This is a genomic window from Actinobacillus vicugnae, assembly GCF_901687125.1.
Classification (GTDB): domain Bacteria; phylum Pseudomonadota; class Gammaproteobacteria; order Enterobacterales; family Pasteurellaceae; genus Actinobacillus; species Actinobacillus vicugnae.
The window spans coordinates 19,781-46,180 of the sequence record NZ_CABFJY010000048.1 but is presented as its reverse complement, the minus strand read 5'-3'; the positions used below and the strand labels follow the sequence as shown (position 1 = coordinate 46,180).

The following is a 26,400-nucleotide window of genomic DNA, read 5'->3' as shown; positions in this document are numbered from 1 at the left end:
AATATCCTTATTTTAAGAAAATATTTAGATACCTGAAAGCAGGTACTACCATCCCTAATTTACAAACTAACATTATCCATATTATTTGTAATACATTCACCTACTTAATAATTTCTTTTATGAGCCATTGCAGCTAAAAAAGCTAAGACAATACTGACAAAGAACATTGGTATAAATATTAACTTTAATTCTAAAGAAGAAAAAGGACTAAACGCTTCCCATCCTAAATACCTAAACCCCAAGTAAATTCTTATAAAGATAACTCCTATAGTCATAGTTAAAATAAGAATAATATAACAACGAAAAAATACTGATAAAAAAACTCTAATCATCTTTAGCCTCATAATAATTCTTATGATGTTCTATAACAGCTCCTGAGCTTCTACTTAATACATTATCTACAGCATTACCAACACCTGTAGGAATAGCATTTGTAGATTTATACTTTGTTATAGCACCATTTAATCCTACTGGTGTAGTTTCGAATCCTTGTCTATAAGGATTAAAATAAGGATTAATATAATTTTCTGTCGTCTTTCCGCCTAGATAACCAATACTAGAGGTAGTAGGCTTTATTACTGCATTATATGCACCATCTATTATACTTCCCTTTTCACTATATCCCTCAATAAATCCTGTCCCAACATTCCAAGCGACAAACTTCTTATAGCCAAAGTCTTTGGTAATACGAGCTTCCGCCATATCCCATAAAACTTGTTTAGGATTAACCTCTCCATCAACTAAATATTGGGTTCCTGCACTTATAGCACCATTGACACCAACGGTCATCTTAGTTGACGCAGAAGTAATCGTATTTATTCCTTTCACAACACCTTTAGCTCCCACACCACCTAATATATAGAATTCAGGATATACAGGCTCAAGCCCTAATTCTCGTCCAAAATAATTATAGCTACCTACGGATGAAATATTAGGATATTGTCTATAAGCTCCAAACTCATAAGCATTTCCATTTTCACTTCGTACATCAAGTGCTGCTGCATCAACTTGATTTCTGAAGTTTTCCCTTTCAGCTTGATTACTTGATAAAACTTCTCGATATTTTGGATTTGAAGATAATGACTCCAGCATATCAATAGTTTCACTACCTACCAATGCCTTACTTGGTTTCATTTCACTATCTTTTTTCGTCGTCCTCATCATCGTTGCTTGCCAAACTGAAGTTGCTTCAAAAGGAATATTTTCCCTTGCATAAGCTAAACCTTCTTTCGCAAGATTTGTTTGCTCACTACATGATGAGCTTCCTCCTAATTGGCAAGCTTGCTTTAATATTGAGCTATTCTGTTTATTTATTCCCGAGAATTTCTCTTTAGTTTGCTCAATACACTCTTTATCTCCATTACACAGCTGAATATCTCTTTCATAATTTTGCCAGTCAGCTTTAGATAGATAATTATTCTCCACCGCATTCTCTGCAATATTTTTCCCTAAATCTGCTGATTTCATTGTGGTGTAACTATTTCCACCCGTTGCCAATGAAGCACCACCTGAAATACTCGCCCCACCAATTGGCTTAATTGCGATACCGTTTCTTTTTGACTTTCGGTTACTCAACTCTGTCAGGTATCCAAAACTAACACAAAAACAAACGGTCAAATTTCACTAAAATTTTGCAAATTGCAAATTTTCTGAGAATTTGACCGTTTAAAAGCCCTTCCTTTCCCCCTCATTACAAAAGAGTGTTATTTATGTTTTTAAAGGATATTTGAGCTTCAATCTTCATATCGTCTATATACACAAATATGCTCCTTAAAATATAGTTCATTTGGATAATCTATACGAATTAATTTCTCATCAATATTGTACCTTTCATCAAAATCAGCTATTACTTCTGTCCCAACCTCATAAATTATTTCATTCCAATCATTGGTTGAACCATCAACTACAACGTATAAACTGATATTTTTATCTAAAATTTTTATATATACCCCCCTTATATCTTTTGTTATTCTCCCAATCAGGGCGTTTTGAATAGATATTCTAAGCCGTATAGTATCATTGACTATCATATTAATGCTCCTTAGGTCTTGCTGGAACTACATGATATCCATTCTTACTGTAATGGATAATCCCTATTGTTGTCGGAAGTCTTTTTTCTGTTATAGGATCAATATAGTCCCCTATAACCTTATTAAAATGAACTCTTTCTTTAGAACCTGGTAATCCAACATTAATTTTTCCAATCTGCCGTCCAGATCCTGCATATACTTTTCTGTTGCCCATTTGCTACAGCAACCTTATATTCATTTGTATGCATTAAATGTTTATTTTGTTTGGATATTTCAATTCCTAATTTAGAGAAATCTACCTTGTTTATCTCATATCCTGAAATATTTCCTACAACTGGCAACTTCTCATTCGAACTTACCCCTTTCGGCACCGATTGAGTCGCTTTATCAGCCTGTGTCGTTGATAATTTTGTCCCCGCAATACTTGCAATAACATGATTAGCTACATCAACTCTTCCTATCCAACTCGGATCAATCCCTGTCTTTTTATAGAACTCTGCATCGGCTTTTACTTTCGCATTTTTCAATACATCGTATCTATCTGAAAAACTTGCTACCTTGTCATATTCATCCGAATACATTTCCGAATAGCGGGTATAAGTCGGATAATTATATCCCGTTGGCGTATATTGCGAATTTGAATAACTAAATTTATCTCGCTCCAATTTTTGGCGCTCTACATGACATTCCATTGAAAGACGATTTCTTTCACATGCTGAAATTAAAGCAATATCACTTTGTCTATCCTTTTCATTAATTGCACCAAGTTCCGTGATTTCTTCTGAAGTAATAACGCCTCGATGTAATTTATCCTCTAAAATGCGTTTTCTTTCCGCCTCTTGAGCCGAGAGATAGTTATTCTCCAACGCACGTTTCGCCGTTTCCATGCCTTGAATAGTGGAGGCAGTGTTATTCCCCACCGCATTACCCGCTAACGCTCCCGATAATTGCCCTGCAACTTTTAGCAGGTCTCGTTCCTCTTGGGTCAGTTCATTCGCAGGTTTGTTGAACACTGTTTCTGAGAGCAACATCGCACTTGCTTCACCTGCTACACCTGCTAACACATTATTGCCTGAAATGCCTGCCTCAAGTGCTGAAAGTGCCGCATGGGCTAATAAGTTCACCGTTTTATTATCCGAAGTATATTCGTGAATCTTCGCATTCAACTCTGGCGAGAGTGCCGAAGTTGCGATTTCGCCTGCATTTCCACCCACTAAAATCGTCCCAAGCGTCATCACTGCCGCATCCACTTTACGCTTCGCCGAACCTCCGTCTTTCCAGCTTTCTTCCTTCACTTTGGCATCTTGATAAGCGCTCTCTTTTACAGATAATTCTGCTTTTGCTGGCGCTCGACTCTGTCGAGTGTCCAACGCTAACACAAAAACAAGCGGTCAAATTCCGCTAAGAATTTACAAATTGCAAAATTTTTGGGAATTTGACCGTTTGAACATAAAGTTATTTTTATAGGATATTCAACTAATTGAGATAAATATCTCATTATAAAATAAACTTATGTATTTATCTCTAAACATTCTACTTAGAAGAAAATATCCAATAAATGAACCCTACCAAAATACCAAATAACGATGAATATTTTAGGATAACAACAAAGTCTTTAATTACCTCATTAAAATTGAAAAATCTAATAAAATACTTAATAAATACATTAATAAAATCCCCACTAACTAATGAATAGTAAATTAACATAGCAAATGAATAGAACAATTGAACGATAACAGCCGAAACCAAGAACCATATTATTATCACTAAGGTTATAAATAATAAATCTAAAAGTTTTTTATTTCGTTTCATTCTTAATCTCCATTATTTTATTTTCCATATTTTGTTTCATAATTTCACCTGTAACGCCACTCGAAATTTCTCCAACAAATTTAGGTACAACATTCTCTTTTGGTGATTTAAATATAAATGGATAAACAGAATGTGGCTCCATATATGACATTCTCTCTACAGGATTTAATTTATTATTTACTAATTTTTCGAATGGATCTCCTATCTTCATGCCTACATAAGTTGAAGCTACTCCTAATAAAGCTCCACTAGCTGGATTCTTATTATCCCAATAGTTATTAATTGCACCATTAGCTGCACCTATCGCCAAAGTTCCTTTCCACTTTGTATATTGAGCAAAATATGTACTTGCTATATCTAATGCAACTTTTTTAGGTTCTATTCGCCCATCTGCTAGATATTGAGTTCCTGCACTTATCGTAGCAGCCGCACTAACTACAGCTTTGGTTGAACCAGAAGCCAATCCAACCACATTATTGATCATTACTGCTTGTAATCCCGTATTTAATGATTCTGATAATTTTCCATGAGTACTATCTCTATAATTTAGGGAAGCATTAACTTTATATTTTAAATCAGGGAAATACGGTGTAGCTTGCTTATTTGGGTCAGAATTAAATAACATCTTTTCTATTTCGGAATTACCATTAGATATTTCTAAAATCGTTTTAAATAACTCTTCTTTTCTAACCTCACTAACTGTTTCGGGAGATTCTTTTAACATTAATAAAGCTTCATTAGTTCTTGCATGTTTATCAAATAAGGATTGTGCTAACTCTGCCTCCTGCGGTAAGAGTGAACGTTGCTTACTCAATTTCTCTAATATATCCCACTCTCTTTGAGATAAAAAATTATTCTCCACCGCATTCTCTGCAATATTTTTCCCTAAATCCGCTGACTTTATTGCGGTGTAACTATTTCCACCCATTGCCAATGAAGCACCACCTGAAATACTCGCCCCCACCAATTGGCTTAATTGCGATACCGTTTCTTTTTGGCTTTCGGTTAAGCTACTTGGGTCTTTTGCGCCATAAAGATGTTCTGCTATAACCGCTGCGCTGACTTCTCCTGCCATCGCTGACATCGCACCTACACCTGCATTGCCTCCTTGTAAGCCCATTTCTACAGCGCCTAATACGCCGTGTGCTATCAGGTTAGCGGTAGAATTCGGTGCAGTATTTTCTTTAATCGCTTGGTTTAAATACGGTGAAGCCACTCCCGCAACCACACCTGCTGTCGGACTTCCGCCTAAAAATAAACCCGACGCATTCATTGCCGCATCGGTCGCTTGGCGATATTTTCCGCCCATTTCCCAATTTCTCGCTTGTTCTCGGGCTACCGTGGCTTCTTCTATTTTTCCTGCTTTTTCAAGTCGCTCTGCAGCCTTCTCATACTCTTGGGCTTTATTCGATACATAGCTATTTACCTGTGGTAAGGTGATTTCTTGGAAATCCTTGAGAGCTTTAACCTGATAATCCAGCTCTTTTTGAATTTTATCCTTATCAAAGCGATTCACTAATACACCCGAGTCTTTCTTATATGTGTCCGTAGTCACTTCCGTTTTAACTTGAGCTATCACTTCATCAAGCGTTTTACCCATTTTATCTAGTTGCGCTTGCATATCACGGATGTTAAGGTTGGCCGTATTAATACCTGATTTGGTTTGGCTATGTTGGCTATCGCTCTCGCTACCATAACCAAGGCTTGACCCAGCACTTAACGAAGCTAACCCCTCTGCTAATTTAGCCCTATTTGCAGTACCTCCTGTTTGGGCCTCTGTCGTCTCATGACCATTTGAGTCAACATAAATTTTCTCGCCTTTTTCATTTTCAGCTTGTTTGTGACTCTGTGCAATACCACTCTCTTTATTGCCCAATGGCGTATCAAAGTTCATCGCAATAGAACCACTCACACCTATACTGCTACCTTTATACTCCGCATGATTCTCTAAGTTCGTGGCGTTGAGTGTGCCTGTGCTAAAACGATTTTTATGGTTATCTTCTGCTTTGTCCGTTGAAGTCACTAAACCACCCGTCAGCTCGGTGTGATTTTGAATGTTTACATCATAACCATCATCACCCGCCAATATTCCTGCTTGGGTTTTAACACTCGCATAATCCGAATTGATTTTCGATTTACCGTAACTGCCACCCACTGATACACCGTAACCTACCATTACTTGTCCACTTACACTTTCCTGCTTACCTTTATATTTAGCCGTATCCTGCAAACTTTCAATATTCAGATTTTCTGCGGTTACTTCCACTCGTTTGCCTTTTACTTGTGAGCCGATAATATGCGTATCCTGACCGCTTTCAATCACAGTTTTACTGCCTTGACTGCCCACTTGGCTGGCTACCCAAGCTTGACTCTCGCCATTCCCATAACCTTTCGCCACGTTACCACCAGCAGTAACGCCCGCTGCAATGCCGTTACCAAATTGAACCGCTACGCCAACATTAAATCCGCTTGATTTATTTTTACTGCGTTCTAAGTGATTTTCGTCTATCGCTTTAATATTGACCTTGCCGTCCGCTGTTAAATGCGTATCCGCTTGTCCTGCAACATCCGAACCCACAATCGTAATATGTGATTGTTCACCTTTACCCGTAGTACGAATATTGACTTTACCTCCTGCATTTACTTGGCTTTTCTCTACCGTATTACCTTTGCTATGTTGAGTTTGTTCGGATTTCTGTTGTCCGTAAGTGATACTAACACCCACTGCACCACCTGTTGCAGAGCCTTCTGAAGCCGCTTTCGCAATACCTTGCACTTGCTCCGCTGTTCGCATTGCCTCAAAACCTGCATTCACTGCACTAAGTGCATTGATTCGGTCATTTTTACTGCTGCCTAATGCTTTTGCAGATTTCAGCGTAGAATCGACCGCTTGTACCGCTGAAGCCACCGCACCAGTTAAAGCAATCGTTACCCCCTTTTGCTCCATGCTATATTTGTAGTGACTTTCATAATCTGAACGAGCAGCGCTGATTTCGGCACTTTGAGCCGAAATATCAATATCGCCTTTACCTGAAGTCACAACACTACCCGTTTGTTGGTAATGGTTGCCTGCCTGAATTATTGTATTCCCCGTTAAACTCCCCACTTGGCTACGTGCCGCGCTCTCTTTCGTTCTATCTTGTTCAAGACGTTCTTGTTTCATCCCAATTGAAAAACCAATACCACCAGAGCCCATTAACCCTGATTTTTTATGTTCCGTTTTTTCATCTCGGAAATAGGTGTTGGTGTCCGACAAAATCGCAATATCTTTATTGGCGACCATCACCAATTCATTCTCCGCCGCCGCATTTGAGCCTAACATCGTGATATTGCCTTGCTCCGCTAAAACATGCACATTTTTACCTTCAATGTTACTCGATTGCGCTTCAGTGATATGATGTGCATAACGGTATTTGCCTGTCGTTTTACTCAATAAACCTCTTGAAGTAGATTTCCTTGCCAAACCTAACTGTTCTTCTGCGCTACCTGCTTCTACTTGAATATCTCCTTTCTTCGAAACCAACGTAACATTACCATTTAGGCTATTGACTTCCGCTTGTCTCAATTTCATCTCTTCGGTGCTTATCAGCGTAACGCCTTCTTTACCTTGAAATTGACTGCCTACCTCAGAAGATTGGTCTAAGCGATAGTAGTTGTCTGCATCACCATTATAATGCTCCTTATTCTTCACCTTTTCCGTGCTAATAATAAGGTGGTTTGCTTGCGCTGTTGCCGTACCATTACTTGCTATATCGGCAGCTTTAATACTCATTTCTCCATCACTGTACAATGATAATATCCCGCCTTCGCCCGTGACTTTTACACTCGCTACTTTATCTAATCCTATCTGTTCAAAATGGTCGTTTTTTGCTTCAGAGAGTGTGCTAGCTATCGTCAATTCCTTACCCGATGAAAGGTATAATGCTTTCGCTGCTTCTATTCTGCCACCTAGGTTGACCAAACGTTGGATGGTTGAGAGATCTACGCTATTCCCCAAAATAACGCCTTGATTTTCTAGCTGATTCGAATGAATACGAGTTAAATCACGCCCTGCGATTACCCCTGAATTTTGCACCTCATTGACATGACCTACAATTTGATTCGCTGAAATTACCGCACCGTGAGAAGTAATATCACTATTACGTGCAACTAAATAAACTTGCGGAGTGAGTACAGTCAGTTTTTGACCGTTGGCTAATGTAACCGTTTTATTCACAAACCAAACCATATCCGTGGTGAGCTCAGCCATTTGCTGAGCACTTAGCCCAACTCCCATCGTCAAATTAAATTGTTTCGCATACTTCACTCCGCTATCCATCAGTGCTTTATATTGTTCAATATCATTGCGATAGCCTTCTAAATAACGGCGACCTGTTAGCTGATTAATTTGTTCATTAATGAGTCTCTGTTCATAAAAGCCATCCCCTAAACGCTTATGTACATTATCGTGGTTATAGCGTAATTGCGTTAGCATATAATCACTACTTAGCCATTGAGTGCGATCCGTAAATTTTGCATCCGTTTCCACAAGGTAACCATTCGGTGCTTCTGGATTAATCTGATAAAGACTTGCTTGTGGCAAACTAATCTCTGCTAATTCAGTTTTAATGACTGGCAGGGCAATATCTACTTTATTTTTAAGCTCTGTTTGAGCGCCTTGCGTATTTAATCCAGCAATAACCTGCTCTGATTGAGTTATTTCATTATCCATCATCGGCATTTGAGTCATTGCGCTCACATTATCTAATGTAATCGCTTTAGCATTTGCTTTTTCTGCTACCGTTGAATCAGATGATATAGGGTGACCAATCGTGTTATCTACTTCATTAAAAGACGAATGTATCGCATAGGTTGGTTTAATATAATCCGATATTTTGGCATGGCGATGTCCATTACGTCCATGACGACGATAATGTTGTAAAAAGAGTGCTTCGCCTTTTTCATCAATATTAATGATCTTCTCAATATCTTCATTTCTAAGTGTTATGCCATTTGCACTTAACGATTCATTGTTATCATTACGCTCGAAATGTTGATCACCTAAAAATAGCTTACCGCCAATCGACATTTGGCTATATTTATTGTGTAAATCTTCACCATCAAGATATAAATCACCACCAATATTCAAACGGGCTTTATCTTGCTTTGCGATATAAGGCGTATGGGTCGTACGTTTATAGCGCCAGACATAAAATTGTTTTTCTGACAGCGTTGGTTTACTCGTATCATAAAATCTAAACCAAGCCGTTCTACCGCTCCAACCATAATAGCCATCAACACCCACTCTGTAACGTTCTGTAGGCTTAGATTCTAAGGCAATTTCTTCAACATCTTCTGTTGTTGAATGAATCCCTAATTGCAAATACATATCGTGATTAAGCAATTTAGAAGTGGTAATACGCCCATCACCTAAACTTTCTATGGTCGCACTGCCATTATCAACTAATGTTGCTTTGCCTGTTGCATAATGATCAGCATTCAAGGCTCCACCAACAAATAATTGGTCTAAACTTAAAATAAGTGAATGATCACGGTTAATCAGCTTTTCTACACCAAAATCAAGTCTGCTTCTTGCGGCAATGGTTGCGGCTTTGGTTTCACCATCAATTGTTTCTGATAAATTTTCTACAGTACTCGCATCGAAAGCTAAATGATTACCATAGATTCGTCCTGTGCCAATATTGGTTACTTTTGTACTATTAATGAGCGTTTTATCGCCATCAATTAACCCTCGATTGGTTAAATGGTTGGCATTTACAAGGGTTTCGCTTGCAGAAAGCACTGCATTCATATTATTAATAATATGATTTGCTGATACCGTCATTTTATTCGCAACAACTTGCTCAACATTGTTTGTTAAATCTCCCGCTGTTTTAAAGACGAGATTATTTGCTTCCACTGCGTTATTGAGCGTAAAACTATCTTTTAAGCTAACTACTAGCTGATCTTGCGATCTTATCGTCCCTTCTGATTCCAAGCCTTTTGCATTCAACTCAACTAAATTATTTGCCTGAATTAACCCCTTCTCATTATTCAGCATTAAATGATCATGATGTTGTACTTGAAGCGTATTCAGTGCGAGCAATTCGCCTTGATTATTATCTACACGCCCATCTGCATTAATAGAGAGATTATTTGAGCTATAAATGCCCCCTTGCTGATTATTCAACGTGGTAGTGTTAAGCACAATATGCTGACCTTGAATACCTTGTGTTGGCTGAGCGTCTTTCGCTTTAGTCCCTTGATTGTCTAACTGAGGAGCCTCTAACGTAAGCGATTTTGCATAAATTAATGAACCTTCTTCAGACGTTGCCTTATTATTGATGGATTGCGAAATAATATGTGCAACTTCTTTAGCAATAATACTACCTGCTTGATTATCCAGCGCTTGCGTAGAGATCGCTAACGCTTTATTTGATTGGAGTAAACCCTGCTGGTTATTTATTTCATGAGAAGCAATTTGTAACTGATTATTGGCAAAAATCGAGCCATTTTGGTTATCTAGCTTTTGTGTTGTCTCAACCATCAGCTGATTTGCTGAAGTGATATTACCCTGTTGATTTTCTAAATGGTGGGCATTTAGCGTAAGTTTATCTGTCGCCCTGATATGTCCTTGCTTATTATCAACTAAGCCACTCCCAATCGTGAATGCTTGAGCCGCTACTGCTGTTCCATTCACATTAATAAATTGATGATTCTTCGTATCAACGGTCAGAGAGCCCTGTTGGCTACCCAGAGTACCATTTGTGTTATTTAGGTGATTGCCTGTTTGTATATTGCCATTTCGTTTAGCAATAATATGGCTGTCTTGATTATTTAATTTATCCGTTGTTTCGATATGTAAATTGTCCGCCAAAATTAAGCTTTGATCAGTTGAGTTCAACGTATTTGCGACTAAATGTAGCTTTTGCGCTTCAATATGCCCATTGTCTTGAGCTAAATCACGGCTAAGATTGATTTCTGCTTGCTTTGTGGCTTTGATGTTACCTCGATCATTTGTGAGCGATTGGCTATTTAATACTAAGTTTTGTTGAGTATAAATTTGCCCTTGTTGATTAGCTAAATGTTGCTTTTGAGTATCTAACATAAGATCGCCTAACTCGCTATATAACGTGCCATTCGCATTATCAATGCCGTAAGCGGTCACGTTTAGCTGATTTTTGGCAGAAATTGTCCCTTGCCGGTTATTCAATAAAGTTGATAGAGTTAAGTCAATACCGCCATTTTGGCTGGCGATAATACCTTGTTGGTTATTGAGTTTTTGGCTTTCAATCGTTTGGCTGTGATTGCTGATAATACGCCCTGCTTCATTATTAAATTCGTCGGTTTTAATCGCAATTTCAGCATGAGAAACCAAACGCCCTTTACTGTTATCTAGCTGTTTTGCTTCTACATTTAGCTGACCTTTGGTGCTGATTGCGCCCGCTTGGTTATTAATGGTTTGCGCTTTGAGCTGTAACCTTTGATCGCCTGTTTGTTCCCATACTGCATGGGTGGTATTTAAGTGATTTTGTTCAGTTTCGATCTGCTTAGCAGTGATATGGCTTCCTTCCATAGCTAAGGTTTTAGGCGTGCTGAAACGCAGTGCTTCTTTTACACTGACTTTCGCCTGATTCGCTTGGATATCACCGTTTTTCGCTTTGATATCGATGTTATTCGCACTGGTTTGGCTCTTATCAAGATTCACATTTTGGGCATGGATACGCAAAGTCCCACTTGCAATATTTTTGCCGTTTAACACCGCTTGTTGCTGGCTAGTGACTTGAATATCGCTGCCATTATCCGCTTGTGTAGCTAGCGTGCGGCGTTCACTTTGTTCACGCTTTTCAAGCTTGACACCTGCAGCAAGTAATGAAGATTCGCTTGCTTCCACTTGTTTTGCCTCTAAGCTGATTTTGCCTCTTGCCACGGTTTCGCCCGTTTGGCTAATCGCTTTTCCTGCACGTTTTTGGATATTGCCTTGGCGCGCAACAATCGAACCATCTTGTTTAATATCCGCTTGAGTTTGTAAGTAAATATCGCCCTGTTTGGTTTCAATTTTGCCTTGGTTATCAATCCCTTGTTTTGCATTGAGACGGGCTTGATTTGCGCCGTTGATAATCCCTTGGTTTACAATGCGCCCTTGAGAATCAATCATCACGTTCTCACTGCTTGCGCCAATATGCCCTGCATTGCGTACGCCCAAGCCGTGTTCAGTACCGATAAGATGCACTTTGCCTGCATACATTCCGCCTAATTCGCTCACATCCACCGCATAGTTAACCACCGCAGAGTTAAGCGGTTCGTTTTCTGCTGTATTTTGCGTTTGCTGAGCCACGTTGAGAATTTGTAATCCATCGTCTGAATCGCTTGCGCTACGGGCTTTCACCGTATTTTTACCTGTGACGGCGGTTAGTTTTTTCTTGCTCCACACCCCTGCGTTGATTTCCGTTTCTTTGGCGATAATATCGGTGTAGTCCACGCGGCTGTTATCTAGCCCTTTGCCTGAGACTTTTACTTTGCCTTTTTCCACCACAAAGCTTTCTAAATTGCCCTGCTGAATCTGTGGTTTACCCGTAGTCAAGGTGACGCGATCTGAATTAATGATGCCGCAGCCTTCACAATGTAAGCCACTTGGGTTAGCAATAATGACATCCGCTTTTTTACCTGCGACTTCCACATAACCTTTTAATACGCTTGGGTCGTGTGAAGTGACTTCATTTAAAATCACTTTCGCTTCACCACGTGCTAAATAAGGGTTGCCTTGAATCATCCCTGCTTGTTGCGTTTGAGTTTGGGTACGGCTGTTATTTAAAATCGCCCCTTGGGTATCTACATCAAATTGACGGTATTTATTGTGTGAAAGCCCTTTGTCATTTGGAGTTTGGATATTGACTTGCGGTAAACCATTTGCAGTTTTAAGGATAATCGGCTGTTCGTGTTTCGGCGCACTTTTATCCGCTTGGATAATAAGCTCCGCTAAGGCGGATTCTGAGAAGCTCACAAAGCCTAATGCGCAAAATAAGCTAAAGGTAAGCGGTCGAATTGGGTAAATCTTTTGCCAAACATCACCGCTTGTGGCGCAGGTTTCACTGCCTTTACCCGCAGATTTGGCGAGTTCAGAGACCACCACAAGGCGTTGTAAGGTTTTACTAAAAATGATACGGAACGATTTTTTATTCATACTGTTATTCCTTTAAATGCTTTTAATTATCAAGCTGGACTAAAAGCTATAGCCGAGATTAAAGCCAGTGACATGTTTTGAGGTGCGAAATCCTTCAGGGTGGCGCATTGGTCTGCCGACAAAATAGTCATAATAAAACCCTTTCCAACTGCCTCGTAAGCCAATCACCGCACCCATTAAGTGATGCCCTAAACGGGTGTTGCCATCTAACCCTGACACACGACCGCCATCCAATCCCCAATAAAGCCAGTGACCACGCTTGGCGACATTCCAACTGATTTCATTGCGCCAATACCAGCCTCGCTCACCTGAAAGGGATAATTCACCGTCAAAGCCTCGCACACTATAGCGCCCACCGATACTGAGGCGGTCTTGTGCAATTAACGGTGTTTTATTCCATTGCGCATGAAAGCTTGAATGGAATTGCCAAGCGTGTCCTTCCAAAACAAATGGTTTTTTATAATCAATTGAGGCGGTAATAATTTTTGGGCGAGAAGAGCCTTCGTTAAACGCTTCTTCTGGCGCTCTAATTGCCCCTCGTGCCCCTGTCCCCCGCTTGAAATTCGCTTCTAGCGCAAGCGTGGCATCTGCCAAATATTCTTTATGCGCAATGCCTGCTTCCCAGCCTGCCATACGGCGACGTTGTACTTCAACTTCGGCGTTATCCACAAAGTTTTTTGAATGTCGAGACCCAAAACCCCCCGACAGAGTGGTCTTACGTACGGCATCTCGATATAACACACGTGAAAGGCTGAATTTGTCTGTTTCACTTTCACCTGAGTAGAGGTAATTTTCAAAAGCACCAAAGACTTGTTGGTGATAGCGATGCGTGGTGTGACTGGCACTCAATTGCCAATAACCAAAAGGAATGGAGTAATAGAACGATAAATTGCGACTGGCGCGTGCGCCTTTATCATCGGAATGGCGTTTAATACTATGGGTAAAACTGGTGTAGAACAAATCGTTGGCTGAAAAAATATTGTCCCAAGATAAGGTTGCAGAAGCTTGCCATTTGCCCGTGGACGTTGAACCTGAATCTTCTAAGCCCACATTTAAGCGAAACGGCAACGCTTGTGCATAACGGATGCTTAAATCACTTTCGCCCACCTGACTGCCTTCACCGTCGCTCGGTAAAATTTCAATATTGGCTTCCGCAGTTGGTACACGTTTTAAATTTTCTAAGGATTGCTCAATATCTCGAATATTTAAAATATCGCCCTTTTTAAAAGTCAATGCGGTTAACGCATGTAATGGCGTAAAGCGAGGCACAATACCACTATCCGCAACCAAAGTATTACGTACTTTACCAGCTATCACCGTGAGGACTAATTTACCTGAACGCAAATCTTGTTCTTCCGCCACCACTCTGGTAGTGACATAACCTTTTTCAATAATATTATTTTGAATTTGTTTCATTAATATTCCCAAACCTTCCCCACCTAAACAGTGTGGCAAAGTCAGTTTTAAATCTGAAACAGCATGATTAAATGCCCATTGAAATTGGCTGGTCGAATGTGATTTATGGACGGAATAATCAATTAAATTAATTTGGTGAATAGGATAACAAGGCGATTCATCAATCGGCAGCGCTAAATGCTTTTCTTGGCGAGTATCCATTCGAATATCCGCTTGTGGTTTAAATTGGCTTTCTCGTTGATTTTCTTGTTGTTTTTGGCGTTGTTGCTCATTGGCATCCAGTTGATTTAATACAGGATCAATATTAGAGGTTGGAGCAGCAAAACTAAAAATAGGTAGGCTAAAAAGAGAGGTATAAATAAAAGATTTAAATTTTAATGACATACATAACTCAATAAAAAACAAATGACAACAAGTCCGACAAGTTTATGTTGTTTAATATAGAGCGTAAAGTATATTTACATTGCGTATTTGGTTTTATTTATTGGTATGATTTTAATCGAAAAATGATCTGCCCTCACATTGGATGTTTAGGTTTTGGGGTGCAGATCAATAAGCGGTCACTTTTTTGCAAAATTTTGCCTAAAACTGACCGCTTGCCTCAGGCTAGATAGCGTAATCATCTTTAAGTAAGTGTTTGTATGCAAAGAGGTAAGATGCCGCTACGAATGCAGCTCCGCCTGTTACGTTACCTAAAAATACAGGAATCATATTTAAGAAGAACTGTCCCCAAGTAACGTCTGCACCCACCCAGATACCTGCTGGAATAATAAACATATTCGCTACAAAATGCTGTAAGCCAATCAGTACGAATGTCATCACAGGGAACCACATCGCTAAGATTCGTCCAGAAGTATGCTTCGCACCGAAGTAGAACCAAATACCCATACAAACCATCCAGTTACAGGCAATCGCTGAAATAAAAGCACGCCCAAAGTCCATTTCCACTTTTGCTTGTGCAATCGCAATGGTTTTCGCCGCCGAATTCCCTTCTGCTAAGCCGACATAATGCCCTAAGAAAAATGCCATCGTCACCGCTCCAACTAAGTTACCTAGGCTTACAATCACCCAGTTACGAGCTAATTTCGACAAACTCACCTTTTTACTAAATTTGCCCAATGCCATTAGCATCATATTGCCTGTTGCTAGCTCGCCACCACCAATCAAAATACAAATTAAACAAATCGGGAATACCGCAGCGCCTAATAAATTCGCTAGCCCTCCCCATTCAGGTGGAATACCGCTCACTACTTTTAAATAAGCAATATAACCAAAGCTCACATAGCCACCGCCCAAAAAACTTAAAATGGCGAGCATTTTTAAGCTACTTTGCGATTTAGCAAAACTTTTATCAATAACGTCTTGTAGGATTTCGTGTGGATAAAGATCTCTGTTGTGCATAATGTAAAATAAATGTTAATTAAAAGATGAGAAGAATTTAACAGAGAGTATTTTCTTGCAAAAAGAATAATCAGTTATATCTCACGCTCTTTCGTTATATATTAGACCCTATCTCAGTTTATCCTGATTTTCGGCGAAATCACTGCCAATTTGTGAGCTAGCTCGCAAAACAAGCGGTCAAATTTGGCAAAAATTTTGTAAATTTACTATCTAAGGTTATACTCCGAGACGATATACACTTTTAGAAACAGGAGCATCTTATGCGTATTGATACCTCAGCACTTTGTGATATTTATTCAGATCAAGTTGATGTGGTGGAACCCATTTTTTCAAGTTTTGGTGGTGCCTCATCTTTCTATGGCAAAATCACTACAGTAAAATGCTTTGAAAACAACGGATTAATTGCCGAAGTGTTGGAGGAAGAAGGCAACGGGCGAGTGCTTCTTATTGATGGCGGTGGCGCAGTTCGCCGAGCGCTGATTGATGCGGAATTAGCGCAATTAGCGGTAGATAACGGCTGGGAAGGTATTATTGTATACGGCGCAGTTCGCCAACTTGATGTGCTTGAAACCTTAGATATCGGTATTCATGCTCTTGCACCAATCCCTGTAGGCGCTGATGATGCAGATATTGGCGAAGTGGACACGCCTGTTAATTTTGGTGGTGTAACGTTCTTCCCTGAAGACTATGTGTACGCTGATCTTACAGGTATTATTCTTTCACCAGACTTATTAGATTTAGCCGAATTAGAAGAATAATTTAGATGAGTACAAACAAACCGACCAATAGGTCGGTTTTTTATTGCTACATCTTTAAGTAAAACGCTTGCGTTAATTGCTTAAAAGTAGCGGTATATTGGCTATCTTGCGTGTAAATTACTAATTCTGTTTGGATAACTGGTTGATTTTGTTTGGAAAAACTTACAATAGCACGTTTTGGAGCCTGCCCTTGTTTAGTGATGATTTTGCAAATTTTTGTGCAAAACAGACCGCTTGTCCGACTCTGTTCAATTAAATTTTCTGCTGCATCAAAGGGTAAAATAAAACTCATTTCACCTTTTTCCGCTAGCCATTTTTTGGCTTGTACTAACCACGCTAAATGGCTTTGAACCACAGCACGTGCAAGATCTCTCTCGTGAGAACGAGAGGCTAATCCATTCGCAAAATAAGGTGGGTTTGACACAATCAAATCAAATTGTTGCTGAAATTCATAATTCAACACATCACCACAATAAACCTGCAAGCGGTCAGAAAATGCAGAATTTTTACAATTTTTGACCGCTTGTTGGTAAGCATTAGGCTCTAATTCAAGTGCGCTAATGCGAGCTGATTTAGCTCGTTGTGCAAGCATTACTGCCACCAAGCCTGTGCCAGTGCCAAGATCGAGAATCGTTTTTGCATTTTGTACATCAGCAATCGCTCCCAATAAAATGCCGTCTGTATTTACCTTCATCGCACATTTATCGTGCGCAATAAAAAATTGCTTAAATTGAAAACCCGTTGATTTACTCATGTCACCTCCATTGATAATAAGCTATAATCTCATTGTTTATTTGCTTCGACAAGTAAGCAATAAATCGAATAACTTTTGAATTTTTATTCATTATTAATGCCAAATGCTTGGGCTAATTCGAAGCTGTTGATATCTTTGTATTCTTTGAACGGAAAACAATTTTTCTTTAAGATTCCGCTTGAGCTAACGGGATTCAACAACGCTAACTATAAAAAACAAATCAGTAAGGAATGAAGATGAAATTAGTGAAAAAACTTGGTTTTTCCGCCTTTGTATTGGCAGGTATTGTCGCTTGTGTAAACACCCACCAAATGAATTCACAGGCGGAACAAGGTTATATAAAAATGAAGCAACAAAATGTACGCGCCATTGATACCACTTCTGCAACTGCCAAACGTATCCAAACCGTATTTAATCGCATGAAGCCTTATGCTGAACAAGCAAATACCACAGGTGTGCCATTTAATTGGGAAATTACTGTGTTCCGCTCAAAAGAACTAAACGCTTGGGCAATGGCAGGCGGTAAAATGGGCTTTTATACGGGCTTAGTTGAACGTTTGAACATGACCGATGACGAAATTGCAACAGTAATGGGGCATGAAATGGCACACGCTTTGCAAGAGCATAGTAAATCGGCTTATAACTTTGAAATGACAACGGGTATTTTAGGTGCGGTTGCCGATGCTGCAGCCTCTGTGGCATTAGGCACAGATACGGGTGGCTTATTAAGCACAGGGACAGATTTAATTGCAAATAAACCCTTCTCTCGTAACCAAGAAACTGAAGCGGATGAAATTGGGTTAATGTTAATGGCTCGTGCAGGTTATAACCCTTCTGCTGCACCAAATGTGTGGGTAAAAATGAGCAAAGCAGCTGGCAATTCAGGTAACTCGATCTTCTCAACTCACCCATCAAACGCAGATCGCCAAGCCAATCTTGAACGCTTACTACCTGAGGCGATGAAAGTGTATCAAACAAGCAAAAAATAATTTGTCATTCAATTAATCACCTAAAAGCAGATCATTAATTACGATCTGCTTTTTATTTTGTATAAAAAACAATCATCAAACATATCCTCTTTTTCGACATTGTGCATAAATATATAAGCTATTGTTTTTAATATAAAATTTTCACCTCTTAATTGGATAACTAAAGTTATTCACGATCATTATTCTAATCTATCACAATTTTATCCACAGATGATGGGGATAAATAGATCTCCAGTGTGAATAAAAAATGCTAATCTCGTCTTAATCTGGAAAGTTATCCATATACTTGCTGAATTATTCTCTAAAACAGCCGATCTTTTTACTCAAAAGGATCGGTGTTAGATCGAAAATGTGATCCAACTCTCCTTCAAATAAAAACAAATACTTAACTGAGTTATTCAATAAGCATACTCATTTGTTTGACAACTTATCCACAGACTTATCTACAAAATTGGCTTTAGTGGTTGTTCAAAGCGCTAAAGTGTGAAACAATCTCACCTATTTTCTCTTTACGTAAAATAATAAGGTGGCTCAGTGATCGATTTCGATGGCTACCGCCCAAATGTTGGTATCGTCATTTGCAATACAGCAGGACAAGTTCTGTGGGCAAAACGGTTTGGACAAAACTCTTGGCAGTTTCCACAAGGTGGAATTAATGAGGGTGAAAACATTGAAGCAGCAATGTACCGTGAGCTCTACGAAGAAGTCGGCTTAACTAAAAAAGATGTGCGATTATTATGGGCGTCTAAATATTGGCTGAAATATAAATTACCAAAACGCTTAGTGCGTAGCGATGGTTCTCTGCCAGTCTGTATCGGGCAAAAGCAACGTTGGTTTTTGCTACAACTTGTCAGTGATGAAAACACGATTGATTTAAAAGCAACCAAAAATCCTGAATTTGATGGCTGGCGTTGGGTAAGCTTTTGGTACCCTGTACGTCAAGTCGTATCATTTAAACGTGATGTATATCGCAAAGTCATGAAAGAATTTGCAGCGGTGTTATTAAATGAATCAAAAAAATTAGAAACAACGGAAAAACTTCGAGTAGAACGTACAGGAAAACGTGATTTTCAAAAGCGTGACTACCAAAAACGTGAATTTCGCAAACCTACTCGTGGCTGGAATCATCAACATCAGAAAGGAAAATCGTAATGATTGAAGTATTTTTAAGTTGCCTCGTATTAGGAACTGTTGTTGGCTTTTTAGCGGGGTTATTTGGTATCGGTGGCGGTTTGATTATCGTACCAAGTTTGGTCTATTTATTGCCAATGGCTGGCATTAGCCCTGAAAATCTAATGTCTGTGGCATTAGGCACTTCATTTTCCACCATTGTGGTCACTGCTTTTTCATCGGCACAACGCCATCACAAATTAGGTAATGTAGATTGGGATATTAGTAAAGTATTTATTCCTTCTATTATGATTTCCGTTTTTTTAGCGGGCTTAGTGATCAGTGGCTTGGATGCCAAATTAATGTCGAAATTATTTGCTGTAATGGTAGTCTATCTCGCTGCCCGTATGATTTTCTCGTTGCAAAAAGAACAGAAAATTAAACCGCTTACGACCCAATCAACCATTGTTGCAGGCGGTGTCATTGGTGCATTATCAAGTGTTGCAGGCATCGGCGGTGGTGCATTTATTGTGCCATTCCTCAATAGCCGAGGCTTAGAAATGAAACGTGCAATCGGCACCTCTTCATTCTGCGGCGCATTTTTAGGTTTATCTGGTACTTTCAGCTTTATTGCAAGCGGTTGGAATTTAGAAAATATGCCTGATTATTCATTAGGTTATGTTTATTTGCCAGCTTTATTAGGCATTACCTTAACCTCTTATTTCACTTCTAAATTAGGTGCCAATGCAGCAAACGTTTTGCCTGTTGCGATCCTAAAAAAAGCCTTTGCAGTGATGCTGGTTGTTATCGCAATTAATATGTTTTTAAAATAATTTCGATGTTCTCCCCTCTATCTTTGAGGGGAATTTTTTTAAAGGAATCATATGAACGAACAATTTATTCAGTTTCCACAAATTGATCCGATTATTTTTAGTGTTGGCCCTATCGCACTGCGCTGGTATGGACTAATGTACTTAATTGGCTTTGGTTTCGCTTATTGGCTAGGTATGCGACGAGCAAAAAACTCAAATGGTGTTTGGAGTACCGAACAAGTTGATCAGCTAATCTATACCTGTTTCTGGGGGGTTGTATTAGGCGGGCGTATCGGCGATGTGTTCTTCTATAATTTTGACCGCTTCTTGCAAGATCCCGTATTTTTATTCCGCATTTGGGAAGGAGGTATGTCTTTCCATGGTGGTTTAATCGGTGTGATTGTTGCGATGATTTGGATTTCGTTCCGTCAAAAACGTAGCTTCTGGCACACGGCGGATTTTATTGCGCCATTGATTCCATTTGGATTAGGAATGGGACGCATCGGAAATTTTATCAACGATGAACTTTGGGGGCGTGTAACCGACGTGCCTTGGGCAGTATTATTCCCAAGCGGTGGCTATTTACCTCGTCATCCTTCACAGCTCTATGAATTTTTCTTAGAAGGCGTAGTGTTATTCTTTATCCTGAATTGGTTTATCAGAAAGCCTCGCCCTGCAGGCTCAGTAGCGGGCTTATTCCTCATCGGTTACGGCGTATTCCGTTTCTTAGTGGAATATGTGCGTGATATTGATCCAAATGTAAATACAGTAGATGATTTGATCACTCGAGGTCAATTACTTTCAATGCCAATGATTATCGGTGGGCTACTGATTATACTTTGGGCATATCGCCGTAAAAAGGCATAATGGCAAGCGGTTGAATTTTGGTAAATTTTTGCTGAAATTCAACCGCTTTTTTATTGCTTCAATTTTGCGTTCAAGATCGAACAAAGATAAATTAACAGTTGAATAGATAGGTGGAATTTATTTCAGCAACTCGTGGAAAAAGCGTCGTTTGAATCTTGGGGCAAAATATGTGATGATATTGCCAAAGTCGCATTATTGGCATTGCCTGTAATTCTATATAGTAAAACGGATTAGATTTTCGCTTAATAAATAGCGCATTATTACTATTGGCGACTTATCTATTTTTATTAGGCGGTAGAATTTGCCGTAAAAAATCATTTAAGGAGAAAGAGTTATGAATTTGACTATTGCCTTAGCAGTGTTTACCTTAATTGCCTTAGCTTGTGTAATTTGGCTAAATTATGCCGCAAAACACTCATAAGAATTAGAAAAAGCCGTAACTATCAACGTTACGGTTTTTTATTGGCTAAATTTAAACTGAAATGAAGAAAACGAGGAATCATTATGGCATCAAAATATAAAGTGATTGGCTTTGACCTTGATGGTACTTTGGTCAATACCCTACCTGATTTAACTTTGGTAGTGAATTCAATGTTTGCCGAACACGGGCTACCAACCACTACTCAAGAAAAAGTGCTAACTTGGATTGGCAAAGGCGCTGATATTTTCTTTCAAAATGCGATTGCTTATACAGGCAAAATATTCGATGCACAAAAATTAGTTCAATTGCGTAGCAGTTTTGATAAATATTATGCCACTTATATTTGCGAAGAAAGCGTGCTATACCCAAATGTAAAGGCAACATTAGAAACACTAAAAGCCCAGAGCTATACGCTCGTGGTGATCACCAATAAACCGACTAAATTAGTTGAGCCAGTATTATCTGCTTTCGGTATTTATCATTTATTCAGCGAAACGCTTGGCGGACAATCAGTACCGAAAATTAAACCACATCCCGATCCAATGTTATTTATCTGCGAAAAATTTGCGATTCAACCAAGTGAATTGCTGTTTGTTGGCGACTCCGAAAACGATGTGATTGCTTCTCACGCTGCAGGCTGTGATGTTGTTGGTTTAACTTACGGTTATAACTACAATGTCCCAATTGAACAATCGAATCCCACTTTCGTCACCAGCGAATTTGCAGATGTATTAAAGATTGTAAGTTAGCCCTCTTCATAACAAGCGACCAAATTCCCTGAGTATTTTGCAAAAAATTTATGGAATTTGACCGCTTGTGCTTTTCTCGTTGGCGAATAAGCTAGCAAACGGTATAATCCAAACAATTTTTTACCAATTAAGAGAACAAAAACAATGAGCAAACCTATTGTATTTAGTGGCGTGCAGCCATCAGGCGAATTGACGATCGGTAACTATTTAGGCGCATTACGTAACTGGGTGAAAATGCAAGATGATTACGATTGCCTTTTCTGTATTGTAGATTTACACGCTATCACCGTGCGTCAAGATCCAGTCGCACTGCGTAAAGCCTCTTTAGACGTACTAGCACTTTATTTAGCTTGTGGTATTGACCCAAACAAAAGCACTATTTTTATTCAATCTCACGTGCCCGAACACACCCAATTAGCATGGGTATTAAATTGCTATACCTACTTTGGTGAAATGAGCCGAATGACGCAATTTAAAGATAAATCAGCACGTTATGAAGAAAACGTAAACGTAGGTTTATTTACTTATCCTGTTTTAATGGCAGCAGATATTTTACTTTATCAAGCAAACCAAGTGCCTGTTGGCGATGACCAAAAGCAACACTTAGAAATTACCCGTGATATCGCTAACCGTTTTAATGCATTATATGGCAAAAAAGATGCGGAAGGTAATCTGATTGAACCCGTATTTGCAGTACCAGAAGTCTTTATTTCTAAGGCTGGCGCACGCGTGATGTCGTTGCTTGAGCCAAGCAAAAAAATGTCAAAATCAGATGATAACCGCAATAACGTTATCGGTTTATTAGAAGATCCGAAAGCGGTTGTGAAAAAAATCAAGCGTGCAATGACCGATGGTGATGAACCACCTGTCGTTCGCTATGACCGTGAAAATAAAGCGGGTGTATCAAACTTATTAGATATTCTTTCAGCGGTAACAGGCAAAACAATTACTGACTTAGAGGCTGAATTTGAAGGAAAAATGTACGGCCACTTAAAAACTGAAGTGGCAGAACAAGTTTCTACACTTTTAACCGACCTTCAAACACGCTACAACCACTTCCGCCAAGACGAAGCACTCCTTGAGCAAATCTTCCGTGAAGGTGCAGAAAAAGCGCGTGTTCGTGCAAGAAAAACCCTTGAAGAAGTTTATCAACTTGTTGGATTTGTAAAATAACCTTAGAAAAACAAATGCCCTTGTAAGCAATATACAAGGGCATTTTTGTAAATTTTAAGTGAAACCAGACCGCTTATTTGAGTAAATCTTTGAGGCTAGATTTCATTTTTGCCATTTGTTCTTGATAGATCTGCTGATTCTCAACTTCATCCATTAAATAGTTCACTGCTTCTGAAAGCGTCATTGATTTCTCTTTGGCGTATTTAGACAATCTCAGCCAACTCGCATACTCTAAATCAATAGATTTTTTCTTCGTAGTAATTTTTTCTGCATTAAAATAACGCTTTCTTCTTGCTCGCACTGATTGGCGCATCTTTTTACGCTGTTCCGCGGTCATTTCTGTTTTAATCCATTGCTCAATTTCTTCTGGTGAATGTTGCAAGGTGGTTAACAGTTGTACTTTTAGCTCAATCAAACTGCTTTCTTCGTACTTAGTAATATTTTCACCTTCTCGATGCTTTTTGAGCAAATATTTCCATTTCCAATTCGCTTCTTGAATTTCTAACTTTTGATAGCGCATTTTCTTCTCTTCACAGTGCTTAAACTTAGGCAAGTATAACGGAATTCTGTATAATAAACCAAATTTCTATTATGAGGCATTTTCGTGAATTTAACCCCATTAGACTGGCAATCACTTACCTTACATCACTCATTTCAAACAACAAATAAGGATGTGAGTTTTTTTGATTTCCAACCCAATGCAAAACAAGCGATTGACCAATTCAAACGTGGACAATTTGGTTCGCTATTAGTGATCAAAACCGAAACTTTCCCTGAATTTATCCAAGAAATTGAACATTATCTTGCTACAAATCTTGAATCTCCTCTGGTAACCAAAACCGAATTTAATCGTAATCACTTATTCGGTTATAGTATTTATCTTGAAAAAACACAACAAGTAGAAAATGTAGTAGGAGCAATCCAGCAAGCCAATAATGGTATTTTAATGCTGAATGTTAATTCCTTATTATTAGATATTACGCAATGGGATAAATTAAAACAGGCTTTATTATTTGGTTCATTTGAACAACATTCAGTAAATAATATCCCATATCTTCTTAACCCGATTCAATCTAAATTTAAATTAGTCTTAATTGGTAGCCGAGAAGATATTTCATTATTAGCTGAATATGATGATAGCTTATATCAATTTGCACAATATACCGAAGTTGAATCTTATTTAACACTTAATGATGAAAGTATTGAACAATGGGGTACCTATGTTCAATCCATGGCGAAAACGCTAATTAAAACTTCATTTAAAAACAAAGCATTAAATCAATTTTTACAAGCTTATGTAAGAGATAGTGAAAGCCAAGAATTAGTTTCTATTTCACCTACTTTACTGAAGAAACATTTATTAGGTATTGCAAATTTTTATAAAAACCCTACCGTTTTAACACAGGTTAATAGCTACTTTGATTATTTAGAGCAACAATCTTCTATATTAAATAAATATACCACTCAAGACATTCTAGCAAATCAATTATATATTAAAACTGATGATGAAGAAGTTGGGCAAATAAATGGTTTATCGGTGATTGAATTTGAAGGCGTACCGCATTCATTCGGTGAGCCATTGCGTATTAGTTGCAATGTACAACATGGTGATGGTGAAATTACTGATATTGAACGCAAAGTGGAATTAGGCGGAAATATTCATTCAAAAGGCATTATTATTGCGCAATCTTGCTTAGCCAATTTATTGGAATTTCCAACACAACTCCCCTTTTCTGCTTCACTTGCTTTTGAACAATCCTATGGTGAAGTAGATGGTGATAGCTCATCCTTAGCGATTTTTTGCGTATTGATCAGCGCACTTGCTAAGTTAGCATTACCGCAATCTATTGCCGTAACAGGTTCAATTGACCAATTCGGTAACGTATTAAGTGTTGGTGGAGTAAATCAAAAAATTGAAGGCTTCTTTAATATTTGCGATGCTCGAGAACTAAACGGCAAACAAGGCGTTATTATTCCTGCGACCTGCGTCTCTCATTTGAGCTTAAAACCAGAAGTTATCGAAGCAGTAAAAGCAGAAAAGTTTAAAATTTGGGCAGTTGAAAACGTGTTTGAGGCAATTCAAATTTTGCTCAATTACGATTTTTATGAGGATGAAGCCCAACCGAAAAAAGCTAAGCCTGCTATATTTAACCTGATTCATCAACAAATTGAACAGGGGCAAGAACATGAAGAAAGCGGTTCATTTTTCACGAAAATTTGCCAATGGTTTAACAAGCACTGATCCGACAAGCTCAGCTAACAGTTGTACGCTGATTTAAAAGCCTGTACTATCGCTCAAAATTCGGAGCCCTGATAGTACGGGCTTTTTTCTATATTTATTGGAATAAAAAAATGAACAACTGTACACCAAACATCAAACCAAGCTATACCTATGAAGACTTATTAGCATCAGGTCGTGGCGAATTATTTGGCAAAGAAGGCCCACAATTACCCGCACCAACCATGTTGATGATGGATCGTATTAATTTAATGACTGAAAATGGTGGCTTATTTGATAAAGGTTATATCGAAGCTGAATTAGATATTCATCCAGATCTGCCATTCTTTGCTTGTCACTTTATTGGTGATCCTGTTATGCCTGGCTGTTTAGGTCTAGATGCGATGTGGCAGTTAGTCGGCTTTTTCCTTGGCTGGATTGGTGGCAAAGGTAAAGGACGAGCTTTAGGTGTTGGTGAAGTAAAATTCACAGGACAAATTTTACCAACGGCGAAAAAAGTTACTTACCGTATTCATATGAAGCGTGTTATCAATCGTAAATTGGTAATGGGCTTAGCAGATGGAGAAGTAGAAGTTGATGGTCGTGTAATTTACACCGCCACAGATTTAAAAGTAGGACTTTTCCAAGACACTTCTGCTTTCTAATTTTGCGATCCTGATCGAAAAAATAGATTTCAAACATTTCATTTCCCAATAAAACTAAATAG

Annotated in this window: 18 protein-coding genes and 1 pseudogene; 10 read left to right on the top strand and 9 right to left on the bottom strand. The window is 38.8% G+C overall.

Translation table 11 applies throughout. The features are described 5' to 3' along the window. Nucleotides 1–324 precede the first annotated feature (324 nt). From F8M47_RS10785 to F8M47_RS10755, 7 genes are all read right to left on the bottom strand, one after another. Nucleotides 325–1,575, bottom strand: a complete 1,251-nt coding sequence (locus tag F8M47_RS10785; protein WP_167509621.1) for a VENN motif pre-toxin domain-containing protein — start codon at nucleotides 1,573–1,575, stop codon at nucleotides 325–327. A gap of 158 nt (nucleotides 1,576–1,733) precedes the next feature. Continuing rightward, entirely contained in the window at nucleotides 1,734–2,030 is a 297-nt protein-coding gene (locus F8M47_RS10780; protein ID WP_244298125.1) for a MafI2 family immunity protein, read from the bottom strand. A 1-nt stretch (nucleotide 2,031) separates the two neighbouring features. Next, the gene (locus tag F8M47_RS12475) at nucleotides 2,032–2,244 is read right to left on the bottom strand and encodes a polymorphic toxin type 50 domain-containing protein (protein WP_150540079.1); all 213 of its coding nucleotides are present in this window, start codon (nucleotides 2,242–2,244) and stop codon (nucleotides 2,032–2,034) included. Beyond that, nucleotides 2,192–3,409: a VENN motif pre-toxin domain-containing protein gene (locus tag F8M47_RS10770; RefSeq protein WP_150540078.1), complete on the bottom strand. Its 1,218-nt coding sequence runs from the start codon at nucleotides 3,407–3,409 to the stop codon at nucleotides 2,192–2,194. Before F8M47_RS10770 ends, F8M47_RS12475 begins: the two co-directional genes overlap by 53 nt. Before the next feature lie 419 nt (nucleotides 3,410–3,828). Beyond that, nucleotides 3,829–13,005 carry a two-partner secretion domain-containing protein gene (locus F8M47_RS10765; RefSeq protein ID WP_150540077.1) on the bottom strand — a complete coding sequence of 3,059 codons (9,177 nt, stop codon included), beginning with the start codon at nucleotides 13,003–13,005 and terminating at the stop codon, nucleotides 3,829–3,831. Nucleotides 13,006–13,044: 39 nt separating this feature from the next. Then, the gene (locus F8M47_RS10760) at nucleotides 13,045–14,805 is read right to left on the bottom strand and encodes a ShlB/FhaC/HecB family hemolysin secretion/activation protein (protein ID WP_150540076.1); all 1,761 of its coding nucleotides are present in this window, start codon (nucleotides 14,803–14,805) and stop codon (nucleotides 13,045–13,047) included. Nucleotides 14,806–15,027: 222 nt separating this feature from the next. Continuing rightward, a complete protein-coding gene (locus F8M47_RS10755; protein ID WP_150540075.1) occupies nucleotides 15,028–15,822 on the bottom strand; it encodes a formate/nitrite transporter family protein in 795 nt (264 codons plus the stop codon). A gap of 260 nt (nucleotides 15,823–16,082) precedes the next feature. On the opposite strand from F8M47_RS10755, the gene rraA reads away from it, so the two are divergent. Then, nucleotides 16,083–16,580 carry a ribonuclease E activity regulator RraA gene (gene rraA / locus F8M47_RS10750; RefSeq protein ID WP_150540074.1) on the top strand — a complete coding sequence of 166 codons (498 nt, stop codon included), beginning with the start codon at nucleotides 16,083–16,085 and terminating at the stop codon, nucleotides 16,578–16,580. A gap of 46 nt (nucleotides 16,581–16,626) precedes the next feature. Here rraA and F8M47_RS10745 read toward each other — a convergent pair whose 3' ends face one another. Next, nucleotides 16,627–17,334, bottom strand: coding sequence for a tRNA1(Val) (adenine(37)-N6)-methyltransferase (locus F8M47_RS10745; protein ID WP_150540073.1), 708 nt, complete (start codon nucleotides 17,332–17,334; stop codon nucleotides 16,627–16,629). A gap of 236 nt (nucleotides 17,335–17,570) precedes the next feature. On the opposite strand from F8M47_RS10745, the gene F8M47_RS10740 reads away from it, so the two are divergent. The 7 genes and pseudogenes from F8M47_RS10740 to trpS all read left to right on the top strand — a co-directional run bounded on the left by F8M47_RS10740 (nucleotide 17,571) and on the right by trpS (nucleotide 23,455). Beyond that, on the top strand, nucleotides 17,571–18,323 hold the full coding sequence (locus F8M47_RS10740; protein WP_150540072.1) for a M48 family metallopeptidase: 753 nt from the start codon (nucleotides 17,571–17,573) through the stop codon (nucleotides 18,321–18,323). A gap of 534 nt (nucleotides 18,324–18,857) precedes the next feature. Continuing rightward, the gene (rppH, locus tag F8M47_RS10735; RefSeq protein WP_150540071.1) at nucleotides 18,858–19,475 is read left to right on the top strand and encodes an RNA pyrophosphohydrolase; all 618 of its coding nucleotides are present in this window, start codon (nucleotides 18,858–18,860) and stop codon (nucleotides 19,473–19,475) included. Next, the gene (locus F8M47_RS10730) at nucleotides 19,475–20,266 is read left to right on the top strand and encodes a sulfite exporter TauE/SafE family protein (protein ID WP_150540070.1); all 792 of its coding nucleotides are present in this window, start codon (nucleotides 19,475–19,477) and stop codon (nucleotides 20,264–20,266) included. Before rppH ends, F8M47_RS10730 begins: the two co-directional genes overlap by 1 nt. 51 nt (nucleotides 20,267–20,317) lie before the next feature. Beyond that, nucleotides 20,318–21,112, top strand: coding sequence for a prolipoprotein diacylglyceryl transferase (lgt, locus tag F8M47_RS10725; RefSeq protein ID WP_150540069.1), 795 nt, complete (start codon nucleotides 20,318–20,320; stop codon nucleotides 21,110–21,112). A 132-nt stretch (nucleotides 21,113–21,244) separates the two neighbouring features. Then, nucleotides 21,245–21,450 (top strand): annotated as a pseudogene (locus F8M47_RS12395) (hypothetical protein). A gap of 166 nt (nucleotides 21,451–21,616) precedes the next feature. Further along, entirely contained in the window at nucleotides 21,617–22,282 is a 666-nt protein-coding gene (locus F8M47_RS10715; RefSeq protein ID WP_150540068.1) for a phosphoglycolate phosphatase, read from the top strand. A 144-nt stretch (nucleotides 22,283–22,426) separates the two neighbouring features. Continuing rightward, nucleotides 22,427–23,455: a tryptophan--tRNA ligase gene (trpS, locus tag F8M47_RS10710; RefSeq protein WP_150540067.1), complete on the top strand. Its 1,029-nt coding sequence runs from the start codon at nucleotides 22,427–22,429 to the stop codon at nucleotides 23,453–23,455. Between the two features lie 73 nt (nucleotides 23,456–23,528). Here the strand turns inward: trpS and matP are convergent, their stop codons facing one another. After that, nucleotides 23,529–23,975 carry a macrodomain Ter protein MatP gene (matP, locus tag F8M47_RS10705; protein WP_150540066.1) on the bottom strand — a complete coding sequence of 149 codons (447 nt, stop codon included), beginning with the start codon at nucleotides 23,973–23,975 and terminating at the stop codon, nucleotides 23,529–23,531. An 84-nt stretch (nucleotides 23,976–24,059) separates the two neighbouring features. On the opposite strand from matP, the gene F8M47_RS10700 reads away from it, so the two are divergent. Beyond that, entirely contained in the window at nucleotides 24,060–25,697 is a 1,638-nt protein-coding gene (locus F8M47_RS10700; protein ID WP_150540065.1) for an AAA family ATPase, read from the top strand. Nucleotides 25,698–25,807: 110 nt separating this feature from the next. Then, nucleotides 25,808–26,338 carry a bifunctional 3-hydroxydecanoyl-ACP dehydratase/trans-2-decenoyl-ACP isomerase gene (fabA, locus tag F8M47_RS10695; protein ID WP_150540064.1) on the top strand — a complete coding sequence of 177 codons (531 nt, stop codon included), beginning with the start codon at nucleotides 25,808–25,810 and terminating at the stop codon, nucleotides 26,336–26,338. Nucleotides 26,339–26,400 lie beyond the last annotated feature (62 nt).

Excerpts from the sequence above, each read along its gene's own strand:
- F8M47_RS10780 (WP_244298125.1), bottom strand. The coding sequence starts at position 2,030 with ATGATAGTCAATGATACTATACGGCTTAGAATATCTATTCAAAACGCC.
- F8M47_RS12475 (WP_150540079.1), bottom strand. The coding sequence starts at position 2,244 with ATGGGCAACAGAAAAGTATATGCAGGATCTGGACGGCAGATTGGAAAA.
- F8M47_RS10765 (WP_150540077.1), bottom strand. The coding sequence starts at position 13,005 with ATGAATAAAAAATCGTTCCGTATCATTTTTAGTAAAACCTTACAACGC.
- F8M47_RS10760 (WP_150540076.1), bottom strand. The coding sequence starts at position 14,805 with ATGTCATTAAAATTTAAATCTTTTATTTATACCTCTCTTTTTAGCCTA.
- F8M47_RS10755 (WP_150540075.1), bottom strand. The coding sequence starts at position 15,822 with ATGCACAACAGAGATCTTTATCCACACGAAATCCTACAAGACGTTATT.
- rraA (WP_150540074.1), top strand. The coding sequence starts at position 16,083 with ATGCGTATTGATACCTCAGCACTTTGTGATATTTATTCAGATCAAGTT.
- F8M47_RS10745 (WP_150540073.1), bottom strand. The coding sequence starts at position 17,334 with ATGAGTAAATCAACGGGTTTTCAATTTAAGCAATTTTTTATTGCGCAC.
- F8M47_RS10740 (WP_150540072.1), top strand. The coding sequence starts at position 17,571 with ATGAAATTAGTGAAAAAACTTGGTTTTTCCGCCTTTGTATTGGCAGGT.
- F8M47_RS10730 (WP_150540070.1), top strand. The coding sequence starts at position 19,475 with ATGATTGAAGTATTTTTAAGTTGCCTCGTATTAGGAACTGTTGTTGGC.
- lgt (WP_150540069.1), top strand. The coding sequence starts at position 20,318 with ATGAACGAACAATTTATTCAGTTTCCACAAATTGATCCGATTATTTTT.
- F8M47_RS10715 (WP_150540068.1), top strand. The coding sequence starts at position 21,617 with ATGGCATCAAAATATAAAGTGATTGGCTTTGACCTTGATGGTACTTTG.
- trpS (WP_150540067.1), top strand. The coding sequence starts at position 22,427 with ATGAGCAAACCTATTGTATTTAGTGGCGTGCAGCCATCAGGCGAATTG.
- matP (WP_150540066.1), bottom strand. The coding sequence starts at position 23,975 with ATGCGCTATCAAAAGTTAGAAATTCAAGAAGCGAATTGGAAATGGAAA.
- fabA (WP_150540064.1), top strand. The coding sequence starts at position 25,808 with ATGAACAACTGTACACCAAACATCAAACCAAGCTATACCTATGAAGAC.